A 23,225-nucleotide genomic window follows, 5' to 3' on the forward strand; every position below is an offset into this window, starting at 1 on the left:
GGCGTTCACCCTGTCAGCACGAGGCTGGCGATCGCGGGCGTGAGAAACGCCTCGATGAACGCCGCGAGAACGAAAAGCGGCACGAGGCCGAGGAGGACCCGATAGGTCCGACGGATGGCCGATGCGACCTCGTCGGCGACGAGTCGTCCCCGGGCGGCACCGAGGCCGACGCCGCCGAGCCACAGGCCGAGACCGCCGCCGACGACGAGCGCGGGGATCTCGACGACCCCGTGCGGCGCGACCAGCGCGAGGAAGGCGATCGGATCGAAGACGCCGCCGACAGCGCCGACGATGAGCCCGTTGAACCCGAGCGTCACCACCGCCGGAATACCTGCTGCGAGGCCGCTGAAGGCAACGTTGCTGGCGACCAGCCAGTTGTTCACGGCCAGGTTGACGAAGGTCCCGCCGGGGAACGCGCCGAAGACGTTACCCACGTCGCTGCCGACGGGGAGCGACACGCCGAGGGAGGCCGTCGCTCGCCACCCGATTGCGCCGCCAGCGAGGACGATGGCGAGCGAGGCGACGTTCGCGAGCGGGTGGTCGCCGACGAACCGTCCGACGGCCCTGAGACCGCCGCCGAACGCCGATCGGAGTCGCTCGCCGGGGGGAGCCACCTCGGGCGTCGGCGGGAGCGGCCGTTCCGCGTACAGCGACGTCTTGAAGCCGTCGAGGACCGGCGGGACGACGATGGCACTCACGAGACCGGTGACGCGGGTCGCACCGGCGACCGACGCGGCGCCCGCGACCAATCCGGAGACAACGAGGGCGCCGAACGCGACGACGACGTAGCCGAGGAACGCCGTCGGGCGACGGAACGGGAACCGAACGCTGCGTCGGACAGCCGCGACCGCGCCGACGTCGTCGACGACGACCGCCTGCTCGGCGAACGCGAAGAGGAGGAAGACGACGAGAACCGCGACGAACGCGGCGATCGAGCCGATCCCGACGACCGCGAGCGCGAGCACCGAGGACTCCGCAGACGGACCGGCGGCCGCCGAGGCGGACGTGGAAGCCGCGACGCCGCCCGTCGAGGCGCCGACGACCAAGCCGACGGCCCACACGATAGCGGCTCCGATCGGGACGAGAACGATCGCGAGCGCCGCCAGCAAGAGCACGCGAACGCCGAGGAACGAGCGCCAGTACGTCCCGGCGCCCTCGACCGCGGCGAGGACGCCGTCCTCGTCCGTCAGGAGGCCGAAGACGGTGCTGATCGCTGCCGCACCGCCGACGGCCGAAACGACGACCGAAAGGAGCACCGAGAGGAACACACCGAGGAGGACGACCCCCACGATATCGGGCGTCAGGAGGTTCGCGACGGCGTCGCCGAGACCCGGCCCGAGTTGGTCCGGATCGACCGCGCCGAGGTCGACAGACCCCGATCCGTCACCGCTCGCAGGCGGCGCCGAGTCGCTGGCGGCGTCGCGGAGCGCGTCGACGAACGGCTGCAGCCGTCCGCTGCTGGCGGCGAGCCACAGAGCGAGGAGCCCAGCGAGGAGCAACGGGACGCGAGCGACGCCGTACAGACCGCTCACCAGGAGGTACACGGGGATGACCGACGCCGAACGCTCCCAGAGCATCCGGGCGCCGGTGCGGAGGGCGGTGGAGGGAGTCACGGCTCGAACGTCTCAGCCGCGAGACATAGATGTTCGGGGCCTCCGACAGCGCGCAGACGTATCGGGTACCTCGACGTGTCGATGGCTACAAGCGATTTGCGGGCCAACAGTGCTGTATGAACGGACGCGACCTCGCGACGGAACTGCGCGACGGCCACGAGACCGCCTTCTCCCGGCTGGGATCCTCGAAAGCGATGTACGCCCTCACCGGCGGCGAGATGGCGGCCGAGCAGGTCCGCGCGGCCGCCGCGGACGACGCGCTCGCACTCGCGGCAGTGCTCGACGAATGGACGGCGAGCACGGCCGAAAACGGCGACGTCGGCGCACTTTACGCCGAACTCGCGGACGCGGCTCGCGGGCACGCCGCGTCGGTGGTCGACGACCCGTCGCTCGACGACGTACCGGAGCGCTACGAGACGCTTTCGGGACTGGAATCGGCGCCCGGTCGCCTCGGCGGCCTCCTCGGCCGCTACCTCGTCACGCTCGAACACGTCGGCCAGATGGTCGGCTTCTTCGTCGGCGACGCGGACCCGATGGCCGCCGACGACTTCCGCGGCCTTCGCTCGGATCTCGAAGCCGAGCGCGACCGCGTCACCGACGCCCTCGACGACGTCTGTGAGAGCGACGACGACTGGGACGCCGCGCGTGGCGCGGGCGACGCCGTGATCGACGCGGCCTACGACGACTACGTCGAGACGCTCGAATCGATGGGGATCAAGCCGAAGAACGTCTGCTAGGACGATCTGAGGATCAGTGGTCGACCGCACGGCGCCGGAACGCGCAGTCGCAGGTTTCGGCACCGACGCCGGCGTCCCCACTCGACCCTGTTACCTGGTGTCAATCTCCACCCGAAACAGAGGGGTTGGCGCCTGAATCGTTGAAGAACGGGCGCGTTCGTCTGTCGCGCGTCAGACGCCTTCGACGCCCTCACGGAACGTCGACACTTTCGAGCGAGCGTCGACGACTGCGTCGTGGGCGTCGCCGTCGGTCGCGTCGGCCAGTTCCGCGAGTTCGTTCATATGGCGAGCGAGTCGGCCGTGGTCCGGTTGCTCCTCGCGCGCGGCGAGCGTCGCGAGCGCGTCGGACTGGTCGTAGATACGTCGCTGTACGTCGCCGTCGGCGGCTTCGGCGGCGGCGCGGAGCCGCTCGCTCGCTTCCTGGAGGAGTTCGCGTGACATATCGTACGGTTCCGCCCACAGACACATTACTTTTGAGCCCTTGTCACGAGAGTTGGTGGCGTACCGACGCCTACCGCGATGCGTCGTCGGGCGCGATCACGTCGTTTCGGAGTGTTCCGACGCCCTCGTAGGTGATCTCGATTCGGTCGCCCGGTTCGATGAGGCCGGGATTTGCCGGGCTGCCGAACGCGACGACGTCGCCGGGGCGGAGCGTGAACCGTTCGGAGAGGAACGAGACGATCTCGTCGGGGCCGAACAGCATCAGCTCCGTGTTCGCGTCCTGCCGGATCTCGCCGTTGATCTGCGTCTCCATCTCGATCGCGGTCGGGTCGAGGTCCGTCTCGATCCACGGCCCCAGCGGACCCGACCCGTCGAACGCCTTCCGCGCAGTTCGGCCCGCCTGATCGAGCGCGTCGACGTCGTTCAGGATGGTGTAGCCGCGAACGACGTCGGAAACGTCCTCGGGCGCGACGTCGCGACACCGCCGGCCGACGACCGCGGCGAGTTCGCCCGCGTAGGTGAGTTCGTCCGTCCACGCGGGGTATCTGATCGACGTCTCGTGACCGAGCAGCGACGCGGGCGGCTTGATGAAGAAATCCGGCTCCTCGGGCCGTTCGTAGTCCATCTGATCGAGAGTCTCCGCGTAGTTCCGGCCGACGCAGTACAGCGCCGACGGGGTGCAGGGCGCGACGAGGGATCCGTCGCGTCCGACGACGTATTCGCCATCGTCGGCGACGACGACGCCGTCGTCGTACCGTCCGCGAACGATTCCGTCCGGAGTTTGCAGCCGTGCGAGTCGCATACGCGGACGTCGACGACCGGGAGCAAAGGTCTACTGTCTGTGGCCCGCCACACGCGCAGGTCCGGCGGGGGGCGGCCGGGAATCGTGCGCCCGTCGCACTCCGGTGACCGACCCGCTCAAGTGCGTGTACGCCCAACGAGCCTCCGATGAGCGATACCTCCGGGTCGAGTCCGCTCTCGCCCGACAGACCGGCGGCGGATCGGGAGTTCAGGGTCGACGCCCCGTTCGATCCCGCAGGCGACCAGCCCGAGGCCATCGAGCAACTGGCGTCGGGCTTCGAGTCCGGAATGGACAAACAGACGCTGCTCGGCGTCACGGGCTCGGGCAAGACGAACACGGTCTCGTGGACCATCGAGGAGCTCCAGCAGCCGACGCTGGTCATCGCCCACAACAAGACGCTCGCCGCCCAACTGTACGAGGAGTTTCGCAATCTGTTCCCGGACAACGCGGTCGAGTACTTCGTCTCCTACTACGACTACTACCAGCCGGAGGCCTACGTCGAACAGACCGACACCTACATCGACAAGGATATGTCGATCAACGAGGAGATCGACCGGCTCAGACACTCGGCGACGCGGTCGCTGTTGACCCGCGACGACGTCATCGTCGTCGCGAGCGTCTCGGCGATCTACGGCCTCGGTGACCCGTCGAACTACACAGAGATGGCGCTCCGAGTCGAACTCGGGGACCGACTCGACCGCGACGACCTGCTGGCGCGCCTCGTGGACCTGAACTACGAGCGCAACGACGTCGACTTCCAGCAGGGGACGTTCCGCGTCCGCGGCGACACCGTCGAAGTGTACCCGATGTACGGCCGCTACGCCGTCCGCATCGAGTTCTGGGGCGACGAGGTCGACCGCCTGACGAAACTGGATCCCCTGACCGGCGAGGTCGTCTCCGAGGAGCCGGCCGTCCTCGTGCACCCCGCAGAGCACTACTCGATCCCCGAGGAGAAATTAACGGAGGCGATCGCGGAGATCGAGGAGCTGATGGACGAGCGCGTCCGGTACTTCGAGCGGCAGGGCGATCTCGTCGCCGCCCAGCGAATCGAGGAGCGCACCACCTTCGACATCGAGATGCTGCAGGAGACGGGCTACTGCTCGGGCATCGAGAACTACTCGGTGCATATGTCCGATCGGGACTCCGGAGAGTCGCCGTACACGCTGCTCGATTACTTCCCGGACGACTTCCTCACCGTCGTCGACGAGTCCCACCAGACGCTCCCGCAGATCCGCGGACAGTTCGCCGGCGACAAGTCGCGAAAGGACTCGCTCGTAGAGAACGGCTTCCGGCTCCCGACGGCGTACGACAACCGACCGCTGACGTTCGAGGAGTTCGAGGAGAAGACCGACCGGACGCTCTACGTGTCGGCGACGCCCGGCGACTACGAGCGGGAGCACTCCGAGCAGATCGTCGAACAGATTGTGCGCCCGACGCACCTGGTCGACCCCGAAATCGAGGTCGCGGACGCGACCGGGCAGGTCGACGACCTCTTGGATCGGGTCGACGAGCGCATCGAGAACGACGAGCGCGTGCTGGTCACGACGCTCACGAAGCGGATGGCCGAGGACCTCACGGAGTTCCTCGAAGAGTCCGGCGTCGACGTGGCGTATATGCACGACGAGACCGACACGCTGGAGCGCCACGAACTGGTCCGGGACCTCAGATTGGGGAACATCGACGTACTCGTCGGGATCAACCTCCTCCGGGAGGGTCTGGACATCCCCGAGGTCTCGCTCGTCGCCATCCTCGACGCCGACCAGGAGGGATTCCTCCGCTCGGAGACGACGCTCGTCCAGACGATGGGCCGTGCCGCGCGAAACGTCGAGGGCGAGGTCGTCCTCTACGCCGACGAGACGACCGACTCGATGCAGTCGGCGATCGAGGAGACGCGTCGCCGACGGCGGATCCAGCGCGAGTACAACGAGGAGCACGGCTTCGAGCCGAAGACGATCGAGAAAGCGATCGGCGAGACGAACCTCCCCGGGAGCGGCGGGAGCAGCGGCGAGTCGACGAGCGACGAGCCGGCCGACGAGTCGGAGGCGCGCGAGCGGATCGCCTACCTCGAAGACCGGATGCAGGAGGCCGCGGACAACCTCGAATTCGAGCTCGCAGCCGACATCCGCGATCGGATTCGGCGACTCAGACAGGAGTTCGGGATCGCCGAGGACGACGAACGCGACGGCCGCGAGGAGGGTGTCGACCCCGGCGACGACCCGCTCGACGGCGTGCCAGTGGGCGACGATGCACTCGGTGGCGTGCCGCCCGGCGAGGACGCGATCGGAGACCGCCAGAACGACGCGTCGGCCGACGATCGCTGACCTGACGCGGGTCACGACGACGGGGAAACGGCGGGCGAAGCGCCGCACGCCACACGTCCCCACGGCGAGTTCGAACCTCAAGATTTATTCCTCGGTCGTCGCTATCCGGCGGCTACGATGATGTTCGACGACGCGATTGACCGAATCGATCACAACTTCCGCCGCGATACGCGAGGGGGCATCACGTAGATGTCCCGTGCGCTCGCCCGTTCGTCGCTCGAGTCGACGTTCGACCGCTGTCAGCATACGGACTCCGTCAGCGCAGCACCGCACCGGTCGGTAGCCCCTCGTTCTGCCGTCGCTCCGGTCGTATCTCCTGTCGACAACTAATCTCCAAACGAAATCAATGACATCAGTGTCCTACAGTCGTGTCCAGCGGTCGTTCCTGCGCTATCAGCACATCTTCGTGTTCCTCGCGCCCCTCGTGTTCATCGTCGGGGTCCTGCTGAGCGCGCCGACGCCGGCCGAGACCGGCATCGGAAATATGTTCGAGGGTCCGTGGATGGACTACTGGCTCGAGTACTGGTGGCTGTTCCCGGCGTTCCTGCTGGGGGCCACTATCGTGAACACGGTCGGGATCAGCGGTTCGGCGCTGTTCGTCCCGTTCCTCATCTTCATCTTCCCGCTGGCCGCGAGTCCGCTGGAACCGGAGACGATCGTGAAGGTCGGGCTGATCAGCGAGGCGTTCGGGCTGTCGAGTTCCGCGATCGCGTTCATCCAGTACGGACTCGTCGACCGCCGGCTCGCACTCACGCTCGTCGGCGGCGCGGTTCCGTTCGTCGTCGGCGGCGCGCTCCTGTCGTTCATCATCCCCGAGCCGCTCTTCCACGGCCTGCTCGGGCTCGCGCTGCTCGCCGCGTCGTATCTGCTGTTCAAGGCCGACCTCGACCACGAGGGCGAGAGCACCGACGCCGACCACGACGACGCCGCCGCGACTGACGGCGGCCAGGCCGAACTGCCGAACGACGCCGGGAAGCTCGGTCCTGCCGGCGTCCACACCGACGAGGAAGGCACCGTGACCCGCGTCGACCGCGAGGGCGACGACTACCGCTACACGCGTGGCGGCTACCTCCGCCGTTTCGCCAACTACAGCATCGGTGGGATGTTCCAGGGACTGGCCGGCTTCGGCGTCGGCGAACTCGGCATCATCTCGATGCTCGGCACCAAGGTCCCGGTCCGCGTCGCGATCGGCACGAACCACATCGTCGTGGCGCTGACGGCCATCCTGGCCTCGCTGGTCCACGTGTTCGGCGGCGGCCTCGTCGGCGGACACAGCCTGAGTCTCGCCTCGACGCCGTGGAATATGGTCGTCTTCACCGTCCCGGCGACGGTGACCGGCGGCCAGATCGCGCCTTACGTCTCGAACGCGCTCAGCACGTCGACGATCAAGGCGTTCGTCGGCGGCCTGTTCGCGATCATCTCGGTCGCGCTGTTCCTGATGGCTGCGGGGGTGGCCTGAGATGTACGAGACCGTGCTGCTCCCGACCGACGGCAGCGACGCGTCGCTGGCGGCGGCGACGCACGCGGGATCGCTCGCACAGACCAACGAGGCGACCGTCCACGTCGTGTCGGTCGCCGACAGTCGAAACCGCTTCGAGAGCCCGAGCAGCGGGCTCGCACCCGAAGCGTGGGAGGAAGCCGAGCGCGACCGCGCCGAGGCAGCCATCGACGAGACCGTCGCACGGCTCCCCGACGGCGTCGACGTCGAGCGCGACGTCGTGATGGGGATCCCGCAGGACCAGATCCTCGATCAGATCGAGCGAGCGGACGCCGACGTCGTCGTGATGGGGACCCACAGCCGGTCGGGGATCGACCGCTACCTGATCGGCAGCGTCACCGAGCGGGTGATGCGCCACGCGTCGGTGCCGGTACTGACCGTTCGGGACGACGGCCCGGACGCGTAAGCGAAAAACAGCTCTCGGTCGATGCGGTGCTGATACCGTCGGACGCTATTTCTGCTCGCCGACAGCGTTCGCGGACGTGTCGGCGCGACGCGATCGGTACAGATTGACGACGAGTCCTGCGACGAAGGCGAGCAGGCCGGCGCCGAGCAGCCACAGTACGCTGGGGTGTTCGAGTCCCAGATGCAGCGGAGTTACCATCGGACGGATATGGCTGGAGAAGCCACCTAACTGCTTCTATTCGATCAGAGTACGCGAGCGCGAACGCGAAACTATCGCTCGACGGCGTCGACGCGCATCTCGATATAGCGCCGTGGCCACTCGAGGAGATGCCGCTTCAGCCGACTCAGAGGAGAGTTCTCTGGCGTCGGGGGCGTTGCCTCGCCGCGGGGAACTGCCGGACCGCGTTCGTGGCTCATACTACCACATACTTTCGGTCGTCGGATAATTGTAACGATTGTTCGTGTTGTCTGGGTAAGAAGTCGCGACCGCGGCCCCGACGGGGACGGTGAGACCTCACTCCCCGTTATTGACTCTCGTACGCGCCGTCGAGATTCAGGTCGACCTCGGTCTCGGCCGCGCCGTCGCCTCGCTCGGGGAGCTCGCCGACTGATTCGACGGCTTCGATGTCGGAGACGTCCGCGACGATCTCTTCTACGTCGTCGATGCCGAGAAGTTCCCGGGTCGCCGGATCGAAGTCGAGACTCTCCAGGGCGGTTGACTCCTGCATATCGGAGTCGGTGAGGCCGCGCCCGTACCGGCCGAGGAGGCTCGTGAGTTCCTGCGGGATGACGTACGTCGTCGACGGCGACGTGCCGATGTTCGTGAGCGTCTCCAGCCCGCGGTCGACGATCGCGCGCTCGCCCATCGACTCGGCGGCCCGCGCTCGGAGGACCGTCGCGACCGCGTCGCCCTGCGCTTCCAGGATCTGACTCTGTTTTTCACCCTGGGCGCGGATGATGTTCGCCTGCTTCGCACCCTGCGCCGTCTCGATGGCGGAGCGTCGTTCACCCTGCGCTTCCAGGATCATCGCGCGGCGGCGGCGCTCGGCGGACGTCTGCTGTTCCATCGCGTTCTCGACGTCTGCGCTCGGCTTGACCGTCCGCACCTCGACGCTCTCGACGCGGATACCCCACTCGTCGGTCGGTTCGTCGAGTTCCTCGTTGATCCGGCGGTTGATCTTCTCTCTCTCTGAGAGGGTCTCGTCGAGTTCCATATCGCCCAGAACCGCCCGCAACGTCGTCTGTGCGAGGTTCGAGACCGCGCGTTCGTAGTTGTCGACTTCCAAGAAGGCCCGTTTCGCGTCCATCACGCGAATGTAGACGACGGCGTCGGCAGTCACCGGCGAGTTGTCGCGCGTGATCGCCTCCTGTTTGGGGACGTCGAGCGTCTGCGTCCGGAGGTCGAAGGGGTACGTCTTCGAGATGAACGGCGGGATCACGTTGAGCCCCGGATCGAGCAGTCGTCGGTACTCGCCGAACACCGTCAGCACGCGGCGCTCGTAGGCGTTGACAATCTCGACCGTGCTGTACACCGCTGCGATCGCGAGTACGAGGACCACGAGACCGACGACCGTCACCGGATCCCCGCCGAAGAGGGCGAAGGCGACGAGGACAGCGGCGACGACGCCCACAGTGGGGACCACCCAGCCGGGAAGGCCGCGGGCGGAGAGCCGGCCGAGTTCGCGGAAGAGGTTCGTCATAAGAGACATTGTGACGCAGTCACATTAAGGGTGTCCCGGCCAGTAGGCACGGAGCAGCAGCGACAGAGCGCGGTCGAAAGAGGAAGTCGGGAGCGACGTCACCGTGCCCGAAGGCACTTCAGGATGGCCACGAGAGGAGGTGTATGCGCCTACCGAGCCCCGGACCCGACCGTGCGGAACTGGAGGTCGAAGACCTGCTGAAGGTCGTGCTCGTCCTCGTCGTGATCTGGCTCGTGCTGGAAGTCGTCAGCGGCGTCCTCGGGATCCTCGCTGAGCTTCTGGGCCCGCTACGACCGCTCCTGGGACTCGCCGTCGTCGCGCTCATCGTGCTGTGGCTGCTCGACCGGGTCTAACGAGCGCGGACCGGCGCACGCGCCAACGCGCCCGGCGTCGGTCTCGCTCCCGACGGCTTCTTGCCCGCTGACGCCGACGCTCGACCGTGTTCAGTCTGAACGTCCCGGTCCCGGGGCAGGTCGACCGCCTCGCCTCGGAGTTGCATCCGAAACTCACGCGGTTCGAGCGGATCCGCGAGCGACACACCCTGCTCGCGAAGCGCTTCGACACCGCACTCGACGACGACGCCGACTCGCTCCCGCGACTCCGCGAGCGACTCCGGCCGATCCTTCGGGAACGCAGGAGTGGTGGCTCCGGAATCGATCTCCGAGTGACCGGGCTCGATTACTTCGAGACGCCGCCGCGAGGTCCGGGTCCGGTCGTCTATCTCACCGTCGAGAGCCCGGACCTCCACGCGCTGCATCGCCGACTCTGTGAGTCGTTCGGCACCGTCGAAGGGATGGAGGGCGAGGGGTACGTCCCGCACGTGACGCTCGCTCGCGGGGGTCGCATCGCGGACGCCGCCGACCTCGTCGACCGCACGGAGATCGAGCCGGTCGCGTGGACGGCGAACGAGGTCCAGATCTGGGACTCGCGCTATCGGGAGCCCGCGGCGCGGATTCCGTTACGGTGACCGCGTCGGCTTACAGCGGTCGCCTCAGCGGGGCGTGAGCCGCATCCCCATCGGCTCCTCGGGGTGCATCGTCAGCGACCCTCGGAGCTCGAACGGCCGGTCGCGGACGTAGTCGAGTTCGTACTCCTGGGCGACGGTGCCGAGAATGAGTTTCGCCTCGAGCATCGAGAGGTGCTTGCCGATGCAGTGACGCGGACCGCCGCCGAACGGGAAGTACGCGAATCGCGGTCGCTCGCGCCGGCGCTCCGGCAGCCAGCGGTCGGGATCGAACGTCTCGGGATCGTCGTACCACCGCTCCGAACGGTGGACCGCCCACTGCGACAGCATCACCGCCGAGCCGCTCGGAATCCGATACCCGCCGAGTTCGACGTCGACCTGCAGTTCTCGGAAGATGACGTACACCGGCGGGTAGAGCCGCATCGCCTCCTGAAGGACGCGTTCGAGGTAGTCGAGTTGCCGCACGTCCGCGGCCGTCGGCGGCGCGTCGCCGCAGACCGCGGCGAGTTCTTCGTGGACGCGTGCCTCCGCCTCGGGGTGTTGTGAGAGGAGATACCACGTGTACGTCAGCGTCAGCGCCGTCGTGTCGTGGCCCGCGAGCAGCATCGTCATCAGTTCGTCTCTGAGTTGCTGATCGGACTGCTCGCCGCGCTGTTTCGCGCGCAGCAGGATCGACAGCAGGTCCATCGGCTCGTCGGCGTCGCCGACGACGTCGGATGCGGGGTCGACGTCGGGGTCGTGTTCGGTGCCGCGGCGTTCGGCGACGACGTCGTCGATAATCTCCTCTAAGATACGGACGGATTCGTGGTACTCGCGGTTCTCTCGTGTCGGGACCCAGTCGGGGACGAGGAATCGCAGCGGGTCGGGCTCGAAGCGTTTCCCGAGCGGTTCGAGGTTCTCCTGGACCAGTTCGGTCTGCTCGTCGGACAGTTGCGAGCCGAACATCGCCTCGACGATGATCCGAACGGTCACGCGCGCCATTTCGAGGTGGACGTCGCGGACCTCCCCCGGCTCCCAGTCGTCGAGCATCGTCTGCGCGTGCCGGGAGATCACGTCGCCGAGCGCCGAAATGCGCTTCGGGCCGAAGGCGGGCTGGGCGAGTTGGCGCTGTTTGCGCCACGTCTCGCCCTCACTGAGCAGCAGCCCATCGCCGAGCAGCGTGCCGATGGCGTCGTCCTGGAAGTCCGGTTTGTGGTACTTCGCGTCCTCGGTCACCAGCACCCGCTCGATGTCCGCGGGATTCGTGACCATATACGTCTCGATCGGCCCGAGGTCGAAGCGCGCCACGTCGCCGTAGGCGTCCGCGACGCTCGTGAGAAACGTGAAGGGGTCTCGCGCGTACTGGCGGCTGTTCCCGAAGACCGGTACGCCCGCGGGTCCAGGCGGCTGAGTTCGCATCGGGGTCTAGTTGGTCTCCACCGATATCAGCCGTTCGGCCGATCAGGTATCAGCCATTCGCCGATCAGGTATCAGCCATTCGCCGATCAGGAGTCGGGGCGCGTGGGCAGTTCGCGAGAGGCGGCGGCTACGGCCGCGGTGGCTCGCCCGAGTAGGCGTCGAGGTCGGCGTAGAAGTTCAACATCGCGAATTTCAACTTCTCGGGGTCGACGTCGACGAGTTCGGCGCGCTCCTCGGGGGGAAAGCTCTCGCGGACGCCGTATTTCCCCATCTCGGCGCTCGCGCGGGTGTAGCGCTTGTCGACGAGCAGCCGGACGCCGTAGTCGTCGGGGGCGCGGATGACCCGGCCGAGCGCCTGTCGCGTCTTCCGAATCGTCGGGATCTCGACCGCGTAGCGCCAGCCCGCTTCGCGCCGGTCCGCGTAAGCACGCTCGTAGGCGTCCTGGATCGCCTCCATCCGTTCTGAGAGGTGCGGATACGGCACGCCGACGACGGCGACCGTCCGAGCGTCGTCGCCGTCGAAGCTCACGCCCTCTGCGAGCGTCCCCCACAGCGACGTGCAGAGAATCGCGTCGTCCCCGCCGACGAACGATTGGCGCATCGACTCGGTCTCGACGCCCGGTTCGTCGAGGAGGAGCCGACTCGTCACGTCGGCGCGGTTCCGCAGGCGGTCGTGATACCGCTCGGCCTCGGCGTAGGAGGGGAAAAACAGGAGCACGTTCCCCGGCGTGAAGCGCGTCGCGTCGGCCAGTACGTCCGCGACCGCAGACTGCGTGTTGGGGTCGCTCCGCTCGGAACTGAAAAGCGCCGGCGCTTCGACCGCGAGCGTCCGCCGGCGGTCCTCGGGATATTCGAGGCCGTAGGCCATCGTCGCCGGATCCGAGAGGCCGAGCACGTCTTCGATCACGTCGAAGGGGCGCAGCGTCGCCGACATCAGGATGCTCGCGTTGACCTCCTCGAACAGCGTCTCGGTCACCTCCCGCGGGATGCAGGTGTACAGTTCCGCGCGCCCGTACACCGCCTCGGTCCCGGCGTCGCGCCGCACCGAACACATCGGGTGCTGGCCGAGTTTCCCGCCGTCGGCCATCCACGCCGCGATGAACTCCGCGGCCTGCAGCGTCTGACACTCCGAGCGCGTCGTCGCCTGCCCGTTCTTGTACGCTTCCTCGTACTCCCTGTCGAGCGCCCGCCCGAGTTGGAGGGCCAGATCCACTTCCGCGTCGATGCCGCGGCCCTCGTAGCGGTCGAGAAACGCCAGCGTCAGGTCGTCGCGGCGGTCGCTGTTGGCGATCGTGAGATCGTACCAGTCGTCGCCGACCTGCTCGCGCTCCCCGAAGCCGAGCGCGTCGTCGTAGGTCCCCCTGAGCGCGCCGAGGAACGCCGAGAGGACGTTCTCGGCCGGTTGCGCCCGCGAGTCGTCGGCGTCTTCCAGTTCCGAGAGCGCCTCTTCGAGCGTGTTTTCGGTCAGTGTCCGGCTCGCGTGGTCGCGCGCGGCCGACTCGATGTTGTGAGCCTCGTCGAAGACGGTGACGACGTCTTCTGGCTCGCGACCGAGCCACCGGAAGAACTGCTCGCGGATCGCGGGGTCCAGCAGGTGGTGGTAGTTGCAGACCACCAGATCGACCGCCTCCATTCCCTCTTTGAGGAGTTCGTAGCCGCAGAGCTGTCGTTGCTCCGCGTACTCGTAGATCTCCTCTGGGGTTCGAACGTCGTCGAAGAGCCACTCGAAGAACTCGTCGGTGTTGCCGACGAGGTTGTTGTAGTAGTGCTCACAGACGTTGCCGTCCCGGAGCTCTTCGAGTTCGGATTCGACGGCGTCGAGTTCGTCCGTCACCGTGTTTCTGGCCTCACCAGCGCCGTCTTCGCCCTCGCGGATCCGATCCAAGAGCGCCTCGGCCTGCTGGTTCAGTTCGGCGCGCTCGGTCTCCTTCTCGACGAGCGTCCGCGTAGTGTCGCGAAGCGTCTGACACTCCTGGTACTCGACGTCGATGTGACACATCGACGATTTGCCCTTGAACACGACCGCGCGGAGCGGTTCCTCCCGCGTGATTGCGCGGGCGTCCTCGACGAACTGGCGCATCTGCTGGTGGACGTTGGTGGTGATGACCACCGTCTTGTCCGTCCGACGGGCGTACTCCAGCGCCGGCACGAGCGCCGAGAGCGTCTTGCCCGTCCCCGGAGCACCCTCTAACAGAACGTCGCGTTCGTCGTCCAGCGCCGCGGCGATTTCGGCCATCGCAGAGCGCTGATTCGGATACGGCTCCTCGTAGGGGAAGAACCGTTCGTACTCGCCGGTCGTCGACACAGGGATCTCTCCGCCCTCCTGAGATTAAAAGCCTCGGACGGGGGAAGAGACGTGTCCGTGTGCGTCGCGTGGCGGCGCGGGCGGCTTACTCGAACTGAAGATCGAAGTCGAGTGCGACCTCGTTCGTCACGTTGTCGTACAGCGGGGACGTCGCCGTGACTTCGTCGTGTAGTTCCTGGAGTTCCGCTTCCGACGCGTCGGCGTCGATGTGCGTCGTCGCGCGGATCTCGTCGTAGCCCGGCCGGACCTCGTCGCTGAGACCGAGGAATCCACGGAGGTCGACGTCGCCCTCGAACTCGAAGGAGAGGTCCTCGATCTGGATACCGTGCGCCGCCGCGTGCCCCGCATACGTCACAGCCAGACACGAACCGATCGCGGCGAGGAGGTGTTCGACGGCGTTGGGACCGGCCCGCTCGCCGAGGAGCGCTTCGGGTTCGTCGCCAGTGATCGTGAACTCCGGCGACTCGACCGTCGTCCCGTCCTGCTCGAAGTCGCTGATGTGCGTTTCGCTGGCAAACCCACCAGTCCACTCCGTCTCTGCCCGGAACGTGAACGACGCCGAGTCAGGATCTTCCGCAGCCGCCTCGATCAGGTTTTCGAGCTCGTCGGTGTCTAAGCCATTTACTACAGTCATTCTTTTTCTACACAATACTATCCGTGGGCTAACTTATAACGGGAAGGAAACGGTTCTCAACGGTAGCCGGATATTACTCGTATCAAACATTGATTTTTCTCACTTGTAGTGTATTTGTACTACAAGATTGTAGACACCGACAGAAATCTGTGAGCTCGGCGATTCCGTGCTATTTGTTTTTATACCACATATTTCTATCGGCCCAGTGCGTCCGGATCGCGCGGCCGAGATGCCATTATTCGGGTGTGTGCGGTCGTCTCTGCTATGGCGACAGACACCGCCACCCAGACGACAGCACAGACCGAAACGAACGCGTGGCAGTACGGCGTCGTCGCCGGCGTCGTCGCCGCGATCGTGATGGGCGGGCTGATGGCGATGCAGATGCGGCCCGTGCTCGAAGTCGCGATCCCCTCGATGTACTTCCTGACGGGCGGGTTCGCGGGGTTCACGATCCACGTCGCCCACGGTGCGGTCCTCGGCGTCGTCTTCGCCGCGATCGCGTCGACGCAGGCAGATCTGACGATCGCGAAGAGCACCGCGCTCGGCGTGGGGTACGGCGTCGTGCTCTGGATCGTGCTCGCGGTCCTCGTGATGCCGATCTGGCTCTCCGTTGTCGGGTCACCCGCGAATCCGCCGCTCCCGAACGTGAGCGTAATGAGTCTCGTCGGTCACGTGGTCTACGGCGTCGTACTCGGCGGAGCCTACGCGGCGCTTCGGTGAGCGACCGCGTCCCTCCCACCGCCGTTGGCCCCGATCGGACGCGTCGACCGCGCTCCGAGAGCGTCGAATACCCATCTCTCAATAGCAGTACGTACCGATCTTAGCACGTCTTAAAGTCGATCGAGAGTCTCTATTCGAGGGAATGCCGCTATCATTCGCCCCCGACGTCGCCGATCAACACCGGCGGATCGATCCGACGGAGTGGGACGACGTCTACGTCGTCGGCGACGTCCACGGGTGCCGAGAGACGCTCGATCGACTCGTCGACGGAGTTGGTCTGTCGGTGGACGACCTGGTCGTCTTCGTCGGCGACCTCGTCCGAAAAGGTCCCGACAGCGCCGGCGTCGTCGAGCGCGTGCGGGCGGCCGAGAATATGCTCTCGGTCCGCGGCAACAACGAGGAACAGGTCCTCCGCGGGGAGGCGACGCTGCCGGAACTCGATGAAGCGGCGCGCGAGTGGATTCGGTCGCTCCCGGTCGCGATCAGTTGGGACGGCGCACTCGTCGTCCACGGCGGCGTCTATCCCGACGTGCCGCTGGCCGAACACACGGTCGAGGACCTCCAGACTGCGCGAGCGACCGTCCCGGGCGGCGGCTACGACGGCCCGTTCTGGTACGACTCCTACGAGGGGCCGCCGCGCGTGTTCTTCGGTCACACCGTACTCGAGGAACCGCTCGTGAGGGCGTGGAGCGTCGGGCTCGACACCGGCTGCGTCTACGGCGGGTCGCTGACGGCGTACCGCCTCGGCGACGACTCCATCCACCGCGTCCCGGCTCAACAAACAGGGCTCGAACGACCCGACTCGAAGGTCGCCTCGACGGCGCACGAGAAGAATGTCAGATAGTCACAACTCCACCGAAGACGGCGATCCGAAGGCGAACAGCGAAGACGAAACCAGCCCGGCCGCGGACGTCGACAGCGAGGCCGATCCCGCTCACGACGTCGAAGCGAACGACGGGACCGATTCAGTGATCGAGGACGACGCAGCAGGGACCGGGGACACAGCGGCGACTGAGGACGCCACATCGACGACCGCGACCGACGACGAAGTGACCGACGACGAAGCGACGGTGTCGGGCCTCCCCGAACCGATCACACTCGGTCCGACCGAGTGGGCGACCGACGCGCCGGCACGAACGCCGCCGCTGGCCGACGAGGAGCCGACCGGCTCCTTCGACGACGAGAGCTGGTATCTCAACCGGGAGCTCTCGGAGCTGAGTTTCCAGTGGCGGGTGCTCTACGAGGCGTTAGACGGGCGCCAGCCACCGCTGTACCGACTCCGGTTCCTCTCGATCCTGACGCGGAACCTCGACGAGTTCTTTATGAAGCGGATCGGCGGGCTGAAACAGCAGATCGACGCCGGCGTCACCACGTCCACGGTCGACGGCCGCTCGCCCAAAGAGCAGTGGCGGGAGTCCCTCGAAATGGCGTCGGACCTGGTCGAGACGCAGGCGCGGTGTTATCAGAACGCAGTTCAGCCCGAACTCGAGGACGCGGGCATCGAAATCATTGGAGCGGCGGGGTTGACCGACGAGGAGTCAGATCGACTCCGCGCGTACTTCGAGTCCTCGGTCCTGCCGACGCTGACGCCGCTGACGTTCGATCCGGCGCATCCGTTCCCGTTCATCTCCAATCTGTCGCTGTCGCTCGCGGTGCTCACCCGCGACGACGAGGGCGAAGAGCGCTTCTCCCGGATCAAGGTGCCCGCGAATCTGCCCCGGCTGATCCCGCTTTTCGACGTCGGGACGCCCGTCGACGAGATCGAGGGCGACCCGCGCGGCCGCTACATCCCGATCGAGGAGGTCATCGCGGCGAACCTCGACCTCCTGTTTCCGAACGTCGAGGTTACACACTACACGACGTTCCGCGTGACGCGGAACGCGGAGGTGCGGCGCAACGAGGACGTCGCGGAGGGGCTGATCGAACAGATCGAAGACGTCCTCCGACAGCGGCGGTTCGCGACGATCGTCCGCCTGGAGATCGCAGACGGTGCGGCCGACCGCATCCGAGAGCTGTTAGTCAGACACCTCGACATCACCGAGGACGAGGTGTTCGAGATCTCCTCGCCGCTGGCGTTGCGCGACTTCGACGATATGGTCGATCTCGACGCACCCTCGCTCAAGCTGCGACCGTGGACGCCACAGCAGCACCCGCGATTCGCCAAACTGGACCCGGACCGCCCCGACGAACTGTTCGAGGCGATCCGCGAGAAGCCCGCGCTCGTGCATCATCCCTATCACACCTTCGACGACACCGTCCAGGCGTTCCTCGACGCGGCCGCACACGACTCGGACACGCTGGCGATCAAAGCCGCGATCTACCGTACCGCACCCGACTCGCGCGTGCTCCGGAGCCTCATCGACGCCGCGAAGAACGGCAAGCAGGTCGCCGTGATGGTCGAACTGAAAGCTCGCTTCGACGAGGAGAACAACCTCCGCTGGGTCAAGCGCCTCGAAGAGGAGGGGATCCACGTCGCCTACGGCTCGATCGACCTGAAGACCCACAGCAAGGTCGCGCTGGCGGTCAGACAGGAGGACGACGACGTCCGCATCTACTCCCACGTCGCGACCGGGAACTATCACTCGGGGACGGCGAAGGGATACGTCGACCTCGGGCTGTTCACGGCCGATCCGGACATCGGACAGGACATCGTCCGCCTGTTCAACTCCTTCACCGGCCACTCCCGACAGCAGGAGTACCGAAAGCTGCTGGTCGCCCCCGAGACGCTTCGGTCGCGCATCTGTGAACTCATCGACCGCGAGATCGAACACGCCGAGGCGGGCGACGGCGGCCGGATCGTCGCGAAGATGAACGCGCTGGAAGACCCCGGCATCGTCGAAAAACTGTACGAGGCCGGCGACGGGGGCGTCGACATCGACTTGTTCGTCCGCGACATCTGTCGGCTCCGCCCGGGCGTCGACGGGGCGACCGAGTCGATCAAGGTCCACAGCATCGTCGGCCGGTTCCTCGAACACTCGCGGATCTTCAAGTTCGGGAACGCCGGCGATCCGGCCTACTTCGTCGGCTCGGCCGACTGGATGACGCGGAACTTAGACCGCCGCATCGAAGCGGTCGCGCCGGTCGAAGATCCGTATCTGCAGGCCGAACTCGACGAGATTCTCGCGGTGATGCTCTCGGACAACCGCCGGCGGTGGGTGATGCAGTCGGATGGCAGTTACGTACAGCAGCGCCCCGGTGAGGAACCCATCCGCGACACACAGGAGATCCTGATGGATCGCGCACGGGCGCGAGACCCCGGAGAGTCGCGCAACCCCGAGCGCGAACCGCGTCGCGAACCCAACGTCGATCTCGACGAGGTCTACACCGACGAGAGCGAACTCTGATCGGTTTCGCGAGCGCTCACGGACGGGGATCGAACGGAAAAGCAGCACAGAAGAACGCACCGAGCCTCGGAAGCGCCGAACTACGCGTCGAGCAGTTCGACGAGCAGGCCCTTCTGGGCGTGCAGGCGGTTCTCCGCCTGGTCCCAGACGAGGGCCCGATCGGACTCTAAGACCTCGTGGGTGATCTCCTCGCCGCGGTGGGCAGGGAGACAGTGCATCACCTGCGCGTCGGAGTCTGCGAGCAGCGATTCGTTCACCTGATAGCCGTCGAAGGCAGCCAGTTTCTCGTGGCGCTGGTCCTCTTGGCCCATCGAGATCCAGACGTCGGTGTAGACGACGTCGGCGTCGTCGACGGCGTCTTTCGGGTCGTCGACGACCGTCGGCGCGTGGCCGATCTCTTCGGCCTGTTCGAGCACCGCGTCGTCCATCCCGTAGTTCTCCGGCGTCGCGACCGTCAGATCCAGGCCGACCATCGCGGCCCCGATCACGAACGACTGGCCGACGTTGTTGCCGTCGCCGACCCACGCCGCCTGCACGCCGTCGAAGCCGTCGAAGGCCTCCTCGATCGTCAGCAGATCCGCGAGCGTCTGGCAGGGGTGGGCGTCGTCGGTGAGGCCGTTGACGATCGGCACGTCGGAGTACTCGGCGATTTCGAGCAGGTCCTCGTGGTCGAACAGCCGCGCCATCACGGCGTCGACGTACCGCGAGAGGACGCGCGAGGTGTCCGAGAGCGGTTCGCCGTGCCCGAGCTGGATGTCGTCGGGCCCGAGGAAGATGGCGTGGCCGCCGAGCTGGGTCATCCCGGTCTCGAAGGAGATCCGGGTTCTCGTGCTCGGCTTCTCGAAGAGCATCCCCAGCGTCTGGTCGGGCAGTTGGGTGTCGTCCTCGCCGGCTTTGATGGCCGCGGCGCGGTCGAGAACGGTGTGCAGTTCGTCCGTCGAGAGGTCGTCGATGTCGAGGAAGTGGTCGGTTTCGAGCATCCGGATCGTCACTCCATAAGGCGCTCGCAGACGTCCACGAGGACGTCGATCGAGCTATCGTACTCCGCGAGATCGAGGTGTTCGTTCGGCGCGTGATCCAGGTCGGAGTCGCCGGGGCCGTAGGTCGCCATCGGGCAGTCCCACGTGCCGGCGAAGATGTTCATATCGCTGGTCCCGGTCTTCCGGAGCAGTCGGGGTTCACCGCCGGCCTGCCGGATCGCGACGCGGAACGCGCGGGCGACCTCTGTCCGCGGACTCGTCATCACCGGCGGGATCGGTTTCTCCCAGTGGACGCTGCCGCGGTCGAGTTCTCCCTCCGCGACCTCCCGAATGTCGCCGATAGAGTACTTCGGTGGAACGCGGAACTGCACGTCGACGGTCGCCTCGACGGCGAGGCCGTCTTCGGTGGGGCCGCCGTCGAAACGGACCGGCTTCGTCGTCACGGTGTCGAAGACGCCGTCGGACTCGTCCTCGTCGAAGAAGTCCGCGACGCTCGACCACCAGTTCACCGCCGACTGGATGGCGTTGTCCTCGGGGCGCGAGGAGTGGCCGAGTTCGCTGGTCGAGACGTACGTGCCCGAGAGGAAGCCGCGGTAGCCGAGCGTAATTCCGTCCCATCCCGACGGTTCACCGTTGATGACCGCCTCGGGCTGGTCGCGGTTCTCCACGAGGTGCCACGCGCCGCGGGAACTGGTCTCCTCGCCGACGACGCCGACGAAGGAGACGCCGGTTTCGACGGCCGCGACGGCCATCGAGGCGAGCGGCCCCGTCGCGTCGACGCTGCCGCGACCCCAGAGCACGCCGTTTTCGATCTTTACCGGGACGTCGCCCGGGACAGTGTCGATGTGCGAGGTCAAAAGCACCGAGTCGTCGGCTGGCGCGCGGACGTTGCCGATCTCGTCGATCCAGACGTCGCGGTCGTGCGCCTCGAAGAACGCCTTCAGGCGCCGGGCTGCAGCTTCTTCTTCGCCGGACGGCGAGGGGATCGAAACCAGGTCGGCCAGGAGTGCCTGGGCCTCGGTCAGCCCGTCCGTGAGGTTCTCCTCGACCTCGAAGACGTCGTGGTCGGGAACGAACGACGCCTCCGCAGACAGTTCGGCGTCGAGTTCGGCGGCGGCCTCGGTGGCCTCCTCGGGGTCGAGTTCGCGCGCCTCCTCTGCGTCGATGGCGCCCTCGCCGTCGGATGCGACGTCCTCGCTCTCGTCGGCGTCGAGTTCGGCGCTCATCCGAGCACCTCCACGAAGGAGTCGACGAACTGGTCTGCGTGGGACTCGTCGACGACGAGCGGCGGCAGGAGCCGGACGACCGTCCGACCGGCGGGGAGCGCGAGCACCTGCTCCTGGATCGCGAGGTTCTTCAGCACGCGGTTGGCCCCGCGTTTCACCTGGACGCCGATCATCAGTCCGAGGCCGCGCACCTCGCGGACGGGCAGGTCGTGTTCGTCGGTCACAGCCCGCAGTTCGCTCTGCAGGTACTCGCCGACCTGTGCGGCGTGGCCGGGGACGTCCTCCTCGACGATGGTGTCGAGCGTGGCGTTGGCGGCCGCACAGACCACCGGGCCGCCGGAGAACGTCGAGCCGTGGTTGCCGGGGTCCTCGGCGATCCAGTCTTTCACGAGCGTCGCGCCGAGCGGCAGACCGTTGGCGATACCCTTCGCCGAGGTGAGGATGTCGGGTTCGACGCCGACGCCCTCGCAAGCCCACAGGTCGCCGGTGCGGCCGACGCCGGTCTGAATCTCGTCGAAGACGAGCGCCGCGCCGGCCTCGTCTGTCACCTCGCGGGCGTGTTCGAGGTACTCAGTGGCGGCGGGGTGGATGCCGCCCTCGCCCTGGACCGGTTCGAGGAAGAGCGCGGCGGTCTCCTCGTCGACCGCCTCAGCGAGCGCGTCGGCGTCGCCGTAGGGGACGAACTCCACGTCGCCCGCCAGCGGCTCAAAGGGCTTCTTGTACTTGTCCTTCCAGGTCATCGCGAGCGCGCCCATCGTCCGGCCGTGGAAGCCGCGCTTGGTCGCGACGATCTTCGAGCGGCCGGTGGCCGAGCGAGCGAACTTCATCGCCGCCTCGTTGGCCTCTGTCCCGGAATTGCAGAGCCAGACGTTGTCGATGTCGCCGGGTGCGAGCGTCGCCAGCTTCTGATAGAGTTCCGTGCGGACTTCGACCGGATACGACGCCTGCACGTAGGTCAGCCGCGCGGCCTGCTCTTGGACCGCCTCCGTGACGGCCGGATGGGAGTGGCCGAGCGCGGCGACGGCGTAGGAGGCCCCGAAGTCGAGGTACTCGGTGCCGTCGGGGCTGTAGAGGTACGCGCCCTCGCCGGACTCGATCTGGATCGGCTTCTCCGAGAAGACGAAGCCGCCGGTCATTGTGCCACCTCCGCATCCCCGTCCGCGTCGTCGCTCGCGACGGCGCTCGCGTCGATGTGCGTGCCGCCGCCGGCGAGCGCCGAGAGGATCGGCTCGTCGGCGTTGGCGTCCGCGACGATGACTGTCACGGCGCCGCCGTCGAGGGCTTCTTTCGCCGCCATCACTTTCTTCGTCATAAATCCTTCCGCAGCGTCTTTCAGCGCGTCGAACTCAGCCGATGTCGCCACCGACTCGATGAGCGTCGACGCGTCGTCAGGGTCGGCGTAGATGCCTTCGACGTCCGTGAGGACGACTAGCTCGGCGCCGAGCGCGCCGGCGACCGCCGCGGCAGCGCGGTCGGCGTCGGCGTTGACCGCGACGCCGTCGTCGGCTAGCATCGGGACGGTGACGACCGGCGTGTAGCCGTCCTGCAGGAGCGTTTCGAGCAGGCCGGCGTTCACGCCGGTGATCTTCCCCGAGTGGTCGCCGCGCTTGATCTTCTTCTTGCCGTCTTCGATCACGCGGACGGCCGACTTGCGCGGGCCGGTCAGGAGGCCGCCGTCGACGCCCGAGAGGCCGAGCGCGCCCACGCCGGCGTCGCGGAGGGTGACGGTGAGGTCGGTGTTGAGTTTGCCGGGCATCACCATCGAGAACACCTCCATCGTGCGCTCGTCGGTGAAGCGACCGACGACGCCGCTCGGCGTCTCGACGTAGGTGGGCTCTTCGCCCAGTTCTTCGAGCGTGTCGTCGACGGCGGTCGAGCCGCCGTGGACGACGACGACCTGGCGGCCGTCTTCGACGAGCGCCGCGACGTCCGCGACTGCGCCGGCGGGGTCGACGGCGCGTGCGCCACCGACCTTCACGACGACCGGCGGACGGGCCTCGCTCCGACCGCCGTCAGGTCGGAGCGGTCGCTCGGCGGCCGACTCGTGGGAGCCACGAGCGGGCCCGCGCGTGTCGCGGGCGTCCGTCGTCTGGCGCGCGTCGCGTGCGTCGTCGTGTGTGTGATCTTCGTGCGTCAT

General features: G+C 67.0%; 22 protein-coding genes. 9 read left to right on the forward strand and 13 right to left on the reverse strand.

The window, feature by feature from the left end:
• Positions 1-5 precede the first annotated feature (5 nt).
• Positions 6-1,613, reverse strand: coding sequence for a stage II sporulation protein M (locus tag D3D02_RS04420; protein ID WP_233560578.1), 1,608 nt, complete (start codon positions 1,611-1,613; stop codon positions 6-8).
• A 116-nt stretch (positions 1,614-1,729) separates the two neighbouring features.
• Between D3D02_RS04420 and D3D02_RS04425 the strand changes: the two genes are divergently transcribed.
• The gene (locus D3D02_RS04425; protein WP_121568763.1) at positions 1,730-2,350 is read left to right on the forward strand and encodes a transcription antitermination protein; all 621 of its coding nucleotides are present in this window, start codon (positions 1,730-1,732) and stop codon (positions 2,348-2,350) included.
• 171 nt (positions 2,351-2,521) lie between these two features.
• Here D3D02_RS04425 and D3D02_RS04430 read toward each other — a convergent pair whose 3' ends face one another.
• On the reverse strand, positions 2,522-2,791 hold the full coding sequence (locus D3D02_RS04430) for a hypothetical protein (RefSeq protein WP_121568827.1): 270 nt from the start codon (positions 2,789-2,791) through the stop codon (positions 2,522-2,524).
• 70 nt (positions 2,792-2,861) lie between these two features.
• Positions 2,862-3,593, reverse strand: coding sequence for a fumarylacetoacetate hydrolase family protein (locus tag D3D02_RS04435; protein WP_121568764.1), 732 nt, complete (start codon positions 3,591-3,593; stop codon positions 2,862-2,864).
• 146 nt (positions 3,594-3,739) lie between these two features.
• Between D3D02_RS04435 and uvrB the strand changes: the two genes are divergently transcribed.
• From uvrB to D3D02_RS04450, 3 genes are all read left to right on the forward strand, one after another.
• Positions 3,740-5,914, forward strand: coding sequence for an excinuclease ABC subunit UvrB (gene uvrB, locus D3D02_RS04440; RefSeq protein ID WP_121568765.1), 2,175 nt, complete (start codon positions 3,740-3,742; stop codon positions 5,912-5,914).
• 346 nt (positions 5,915-6,260) lie between these two features.
• Positions 6,261-7,373: a sulfite exporter TauE/SafE family protein gene (locus D3D02_RS04445; RefSeq protein WP_121568766.1), complete on the forward strand. Its 1,113-nt coding sequence runs from the start codon at positions 6,261-6,263 to the stop codon at positions 7,371-7,373.
• Between the two features lies 1 nt (position 7,374).
• On the forward strand, positions 7,375-7,818 hold the full coding sequence (locus tag D3D02_RS04450) for a universal stress protein (protein WP_121568767.1): 444 nt from the start codon (positions 7,375-7,377) through the stop codon (positions 7,816-7,818).
• Between the two features lie 45 nt (positions 7,819-7,863).
• Here D3D02_RS04450 and D3D02_RS20585 read toward each other — a convergent pair whose 3' ends face one another.
• The 3 genes from D3D02_RS20585 to D3D02_RS04455 all read right to left on the reverse strand — a co-directional run bounded on the left by D3D02_RS20585 (position 7,864) and on the right by D3D02_RS04455 (position 9,517).
• On the reverse strand, positions 7,864-8,016 hold the full coding sequence (locus tag D3D02_RS20585; protein ID WP_158547650.1) for a hypothetical protein: 153 nt from the start codon (positions 8,014-8,016) through the stop codon (positions 7,864-7,866).
• Positions 8,017-8,087: 71 nt separating this feature from the next.
• Positions 8,088-8,234 (reverse strand): hypothetical protein, encoded by a 147-nt coding sequence (locus tag D3D02_RS20835; protein ID WP_199723004.1) that lies wholly within the window; start codon positions 8,232-8,234, stop codon positions 8,088-8,090.
• A gap of 107 nt (positions 8,235-8,341) precedes the next feature.
• The gene (locus D3D02_RS04455) at positions 8,342-9,517 is read right to left on the reverse strand and encodes an SPFH domain-containing protein (protein ID WP_121568768.1); all 1,176 of its coding nucleotides are present in this window, start codon (positions 9,515-9,517) and stop codon (positions 8,342-8,344) included.
• 143 nt (positions 9,518-9,660) lie between these two features.
• Between D3D02_RS04455 and D3D02_RS04460 the strand changes: the two genes are divergently transcribed.
• Both D3D02_RS04460 and D3D02_RS04465 read left to right on the forward strand, forming a co-directional pair.
• Positions 9,661-9,870 carry a hypothetical protein gene (locus D3D02_RS04460; RefSeq protein WP_121568769.1) on the forward strand — a complete coding sequence of 70 codons (210 nt, stop codon included), beginning with the start codon at positions 9,661-9,663 and terminating at the stop codon, positions 9,868-9,870.
• 86 nt (positions 9,871-9,956) lie between these two features.
• Positions 9,957-10,484 carry a 2'-5' RNA ligase family protein gene (locus tag D3D02_RS04465; RefSeq protein ID WP_121568770.1) on the forward strand — a complete coding sequence of 176 codons (528 nt, stop codon included), beginning with the start codon at positions 9,957-9,959 and terminating at the stop codon, positions 10,482-10,484.
• A gap of 24 nt (positions 10,485-10,508) precedes the next feature.
• Here the strand turns inward: D3D02_RS04465 and D3D02_RS04470 are convergent, their stop codons facing one another.
• The 3 genes from D3D02_RS04470 to D3D02_RS04480 all read right to left on the reverse strand — a co-directional run bounded on the left by D3D02_RS04470 (position 10,509) and on the right by D3D02_RS04480 (position 14,818).
• The gene (locus D3D02_RS04470; protein ID WP_121568771.1) at positions 10,509-11,879 is read right to left on the reverse strand and encodes a cytochrome P450; all 1,371 of its coding nucleotides are present in this window, start codon (positions 11,877-11,879) and stop codon (positions 10,509-10,511) included.
• A 127-nt stretch (positions 11,880-12,006) separates the two neighbouring features.
• Complete coding sequence (locus D3D02_RS04475) at positions 12,007-14,184, reverse strand: ATP-dependent DNA helicase (protein WP_255410142.1); 2,178 nt, start codon at positions 14,182-14,184, stop codon at positions 12,007-12,009.
• Positions 14,185-14,269: 85 nt separating this feature from the next.
• Positions 14,270-14,818 carry an OsmC family protein gene (locus tag D3D02_RS04480; RefSeq protein WP_121568772.1) on the reverse strand — a complete coding sequence of 183 codons (549 nt, stop codon included), beginning with the start codon at positions 14,816-14,818 and terminating at the stop codon, positions 14,270-14,272.
• Positions 14,819-15,082: 264 nt separating this feature from the next.
• Between D3D02_RS04480 and D3D02_RS04485 the strand changes: the two genes are divergently transcribed.
• The 3 genes from D3D02_RS04485 to ppk1 all read left to right on the forward strand — a co-directional run bounded on the left by D3D02_RS04485 (position 15,083) and on the right by ppk1 (position 18,882).
• Positions 15,083-15,538 (forward strand): histidine kinase, encoded by a 456-nt coding sequence (locus tag D3D02_RS04485; RefSeq protein WP_121568773.1) that lies wholly within the window; start codon positions 15,083-15,085, stop codon positions 15,536-15,538.
• A gap of 142 nt (positions 15,539-15,680) precedes the next feature.
• The gene (locus D3D02_RS04490; protein WP_121568774.1) at positions 15,681-16,382 is read left to right on the forward strand and encodes a metallophosphoesterase family protein; all 702 of its coding nucleotides are present in this window, start codon (positions 15,681-15,683) and stop codon (positions 16,380-16,382) included.
• A gap of 301 nt (positions 16,383-16,683) precedes the next feature.
• Entirely contained in the window at positions 16,684-18,882 is a 2,199-nt protein-coding gene (ppk1, locus tag D3D02_RS04495; RefSeq protein WP_394337710.1) for a polyphosphate kinase 1, read from the forward strand.
• Between the two features lie 80 nt (positions 18,883-18,962).
• Here the strand turns inward: ppk1 and argF are convergent, their stop codons facing one another.
• Genes argF through D3D02_RS04515 form a run of 4 tightly spaced genes read right to left on the reverse strand, consistent with a single transcriptional unit; the run spans position 18,963 to position 23,225 of the window.
• Positions 18,963-19,862: an ornithine carbamoyltransferase gene (argF, locus tag D3D02_RS04500; protein WP_121568829.1), complete on the reverse strand. Its 900-nt coding sequence runs from the start codon at positions 19,860-19,862 to the stop codon at positions 18,963-18,965.
• 8 nt (positions 19,863-19,870) lie between these two features.
• Positions 19,871-21,088: a [LysW]-lysine hydrolase gene (locus tag D3D02_RS04505; RefSeq protein WP_121568776.1), complete on the reverse strand. Its 1,218-nt coding sequence runs from the start codon at positions 21,086-21,088 to the stop codon at positions 19,871-19,873.
• Positions 21,085-22,224, reverse strand: a complete 1,140-nt coding sequence (locus D3D02_RS04510; RefSeq protein ID WP_121568777.1) for an aspartate aminotransferase family protein — start codon at positions 22,222-22,224, stop codon at positions 21,085-21,087. The genes D3D02_RS04505 and D3D02_RS04510 overlap by 4 nt, the downstream gene beginning before the upstream one ends.
• Complete coding sequence (locus D3D02_RS04515; RefSeq protein ID WP_121568778.1) at positions 22,221-23,225, reverse strand: acetylglutamate/acetylaminoadipate kinase; 1,005 nt, start codon at positions 23,223-23,225, stop codon at positions 22,221-22,223. Before D3D02_RS04515 ends, D3D02_RS04510 begins: the two co-directional genes overlap by 4 nt.

It is taken from the genome of Halobellus sp. Atlit-38R (genome assembly GCF_003665925.1).
Lineage (GTDB): Archaea > Halobacteriota > Halobacteria > Halobacteriales > Haloferacaceae > Haloquadratum > Haloquadratum inordinatus.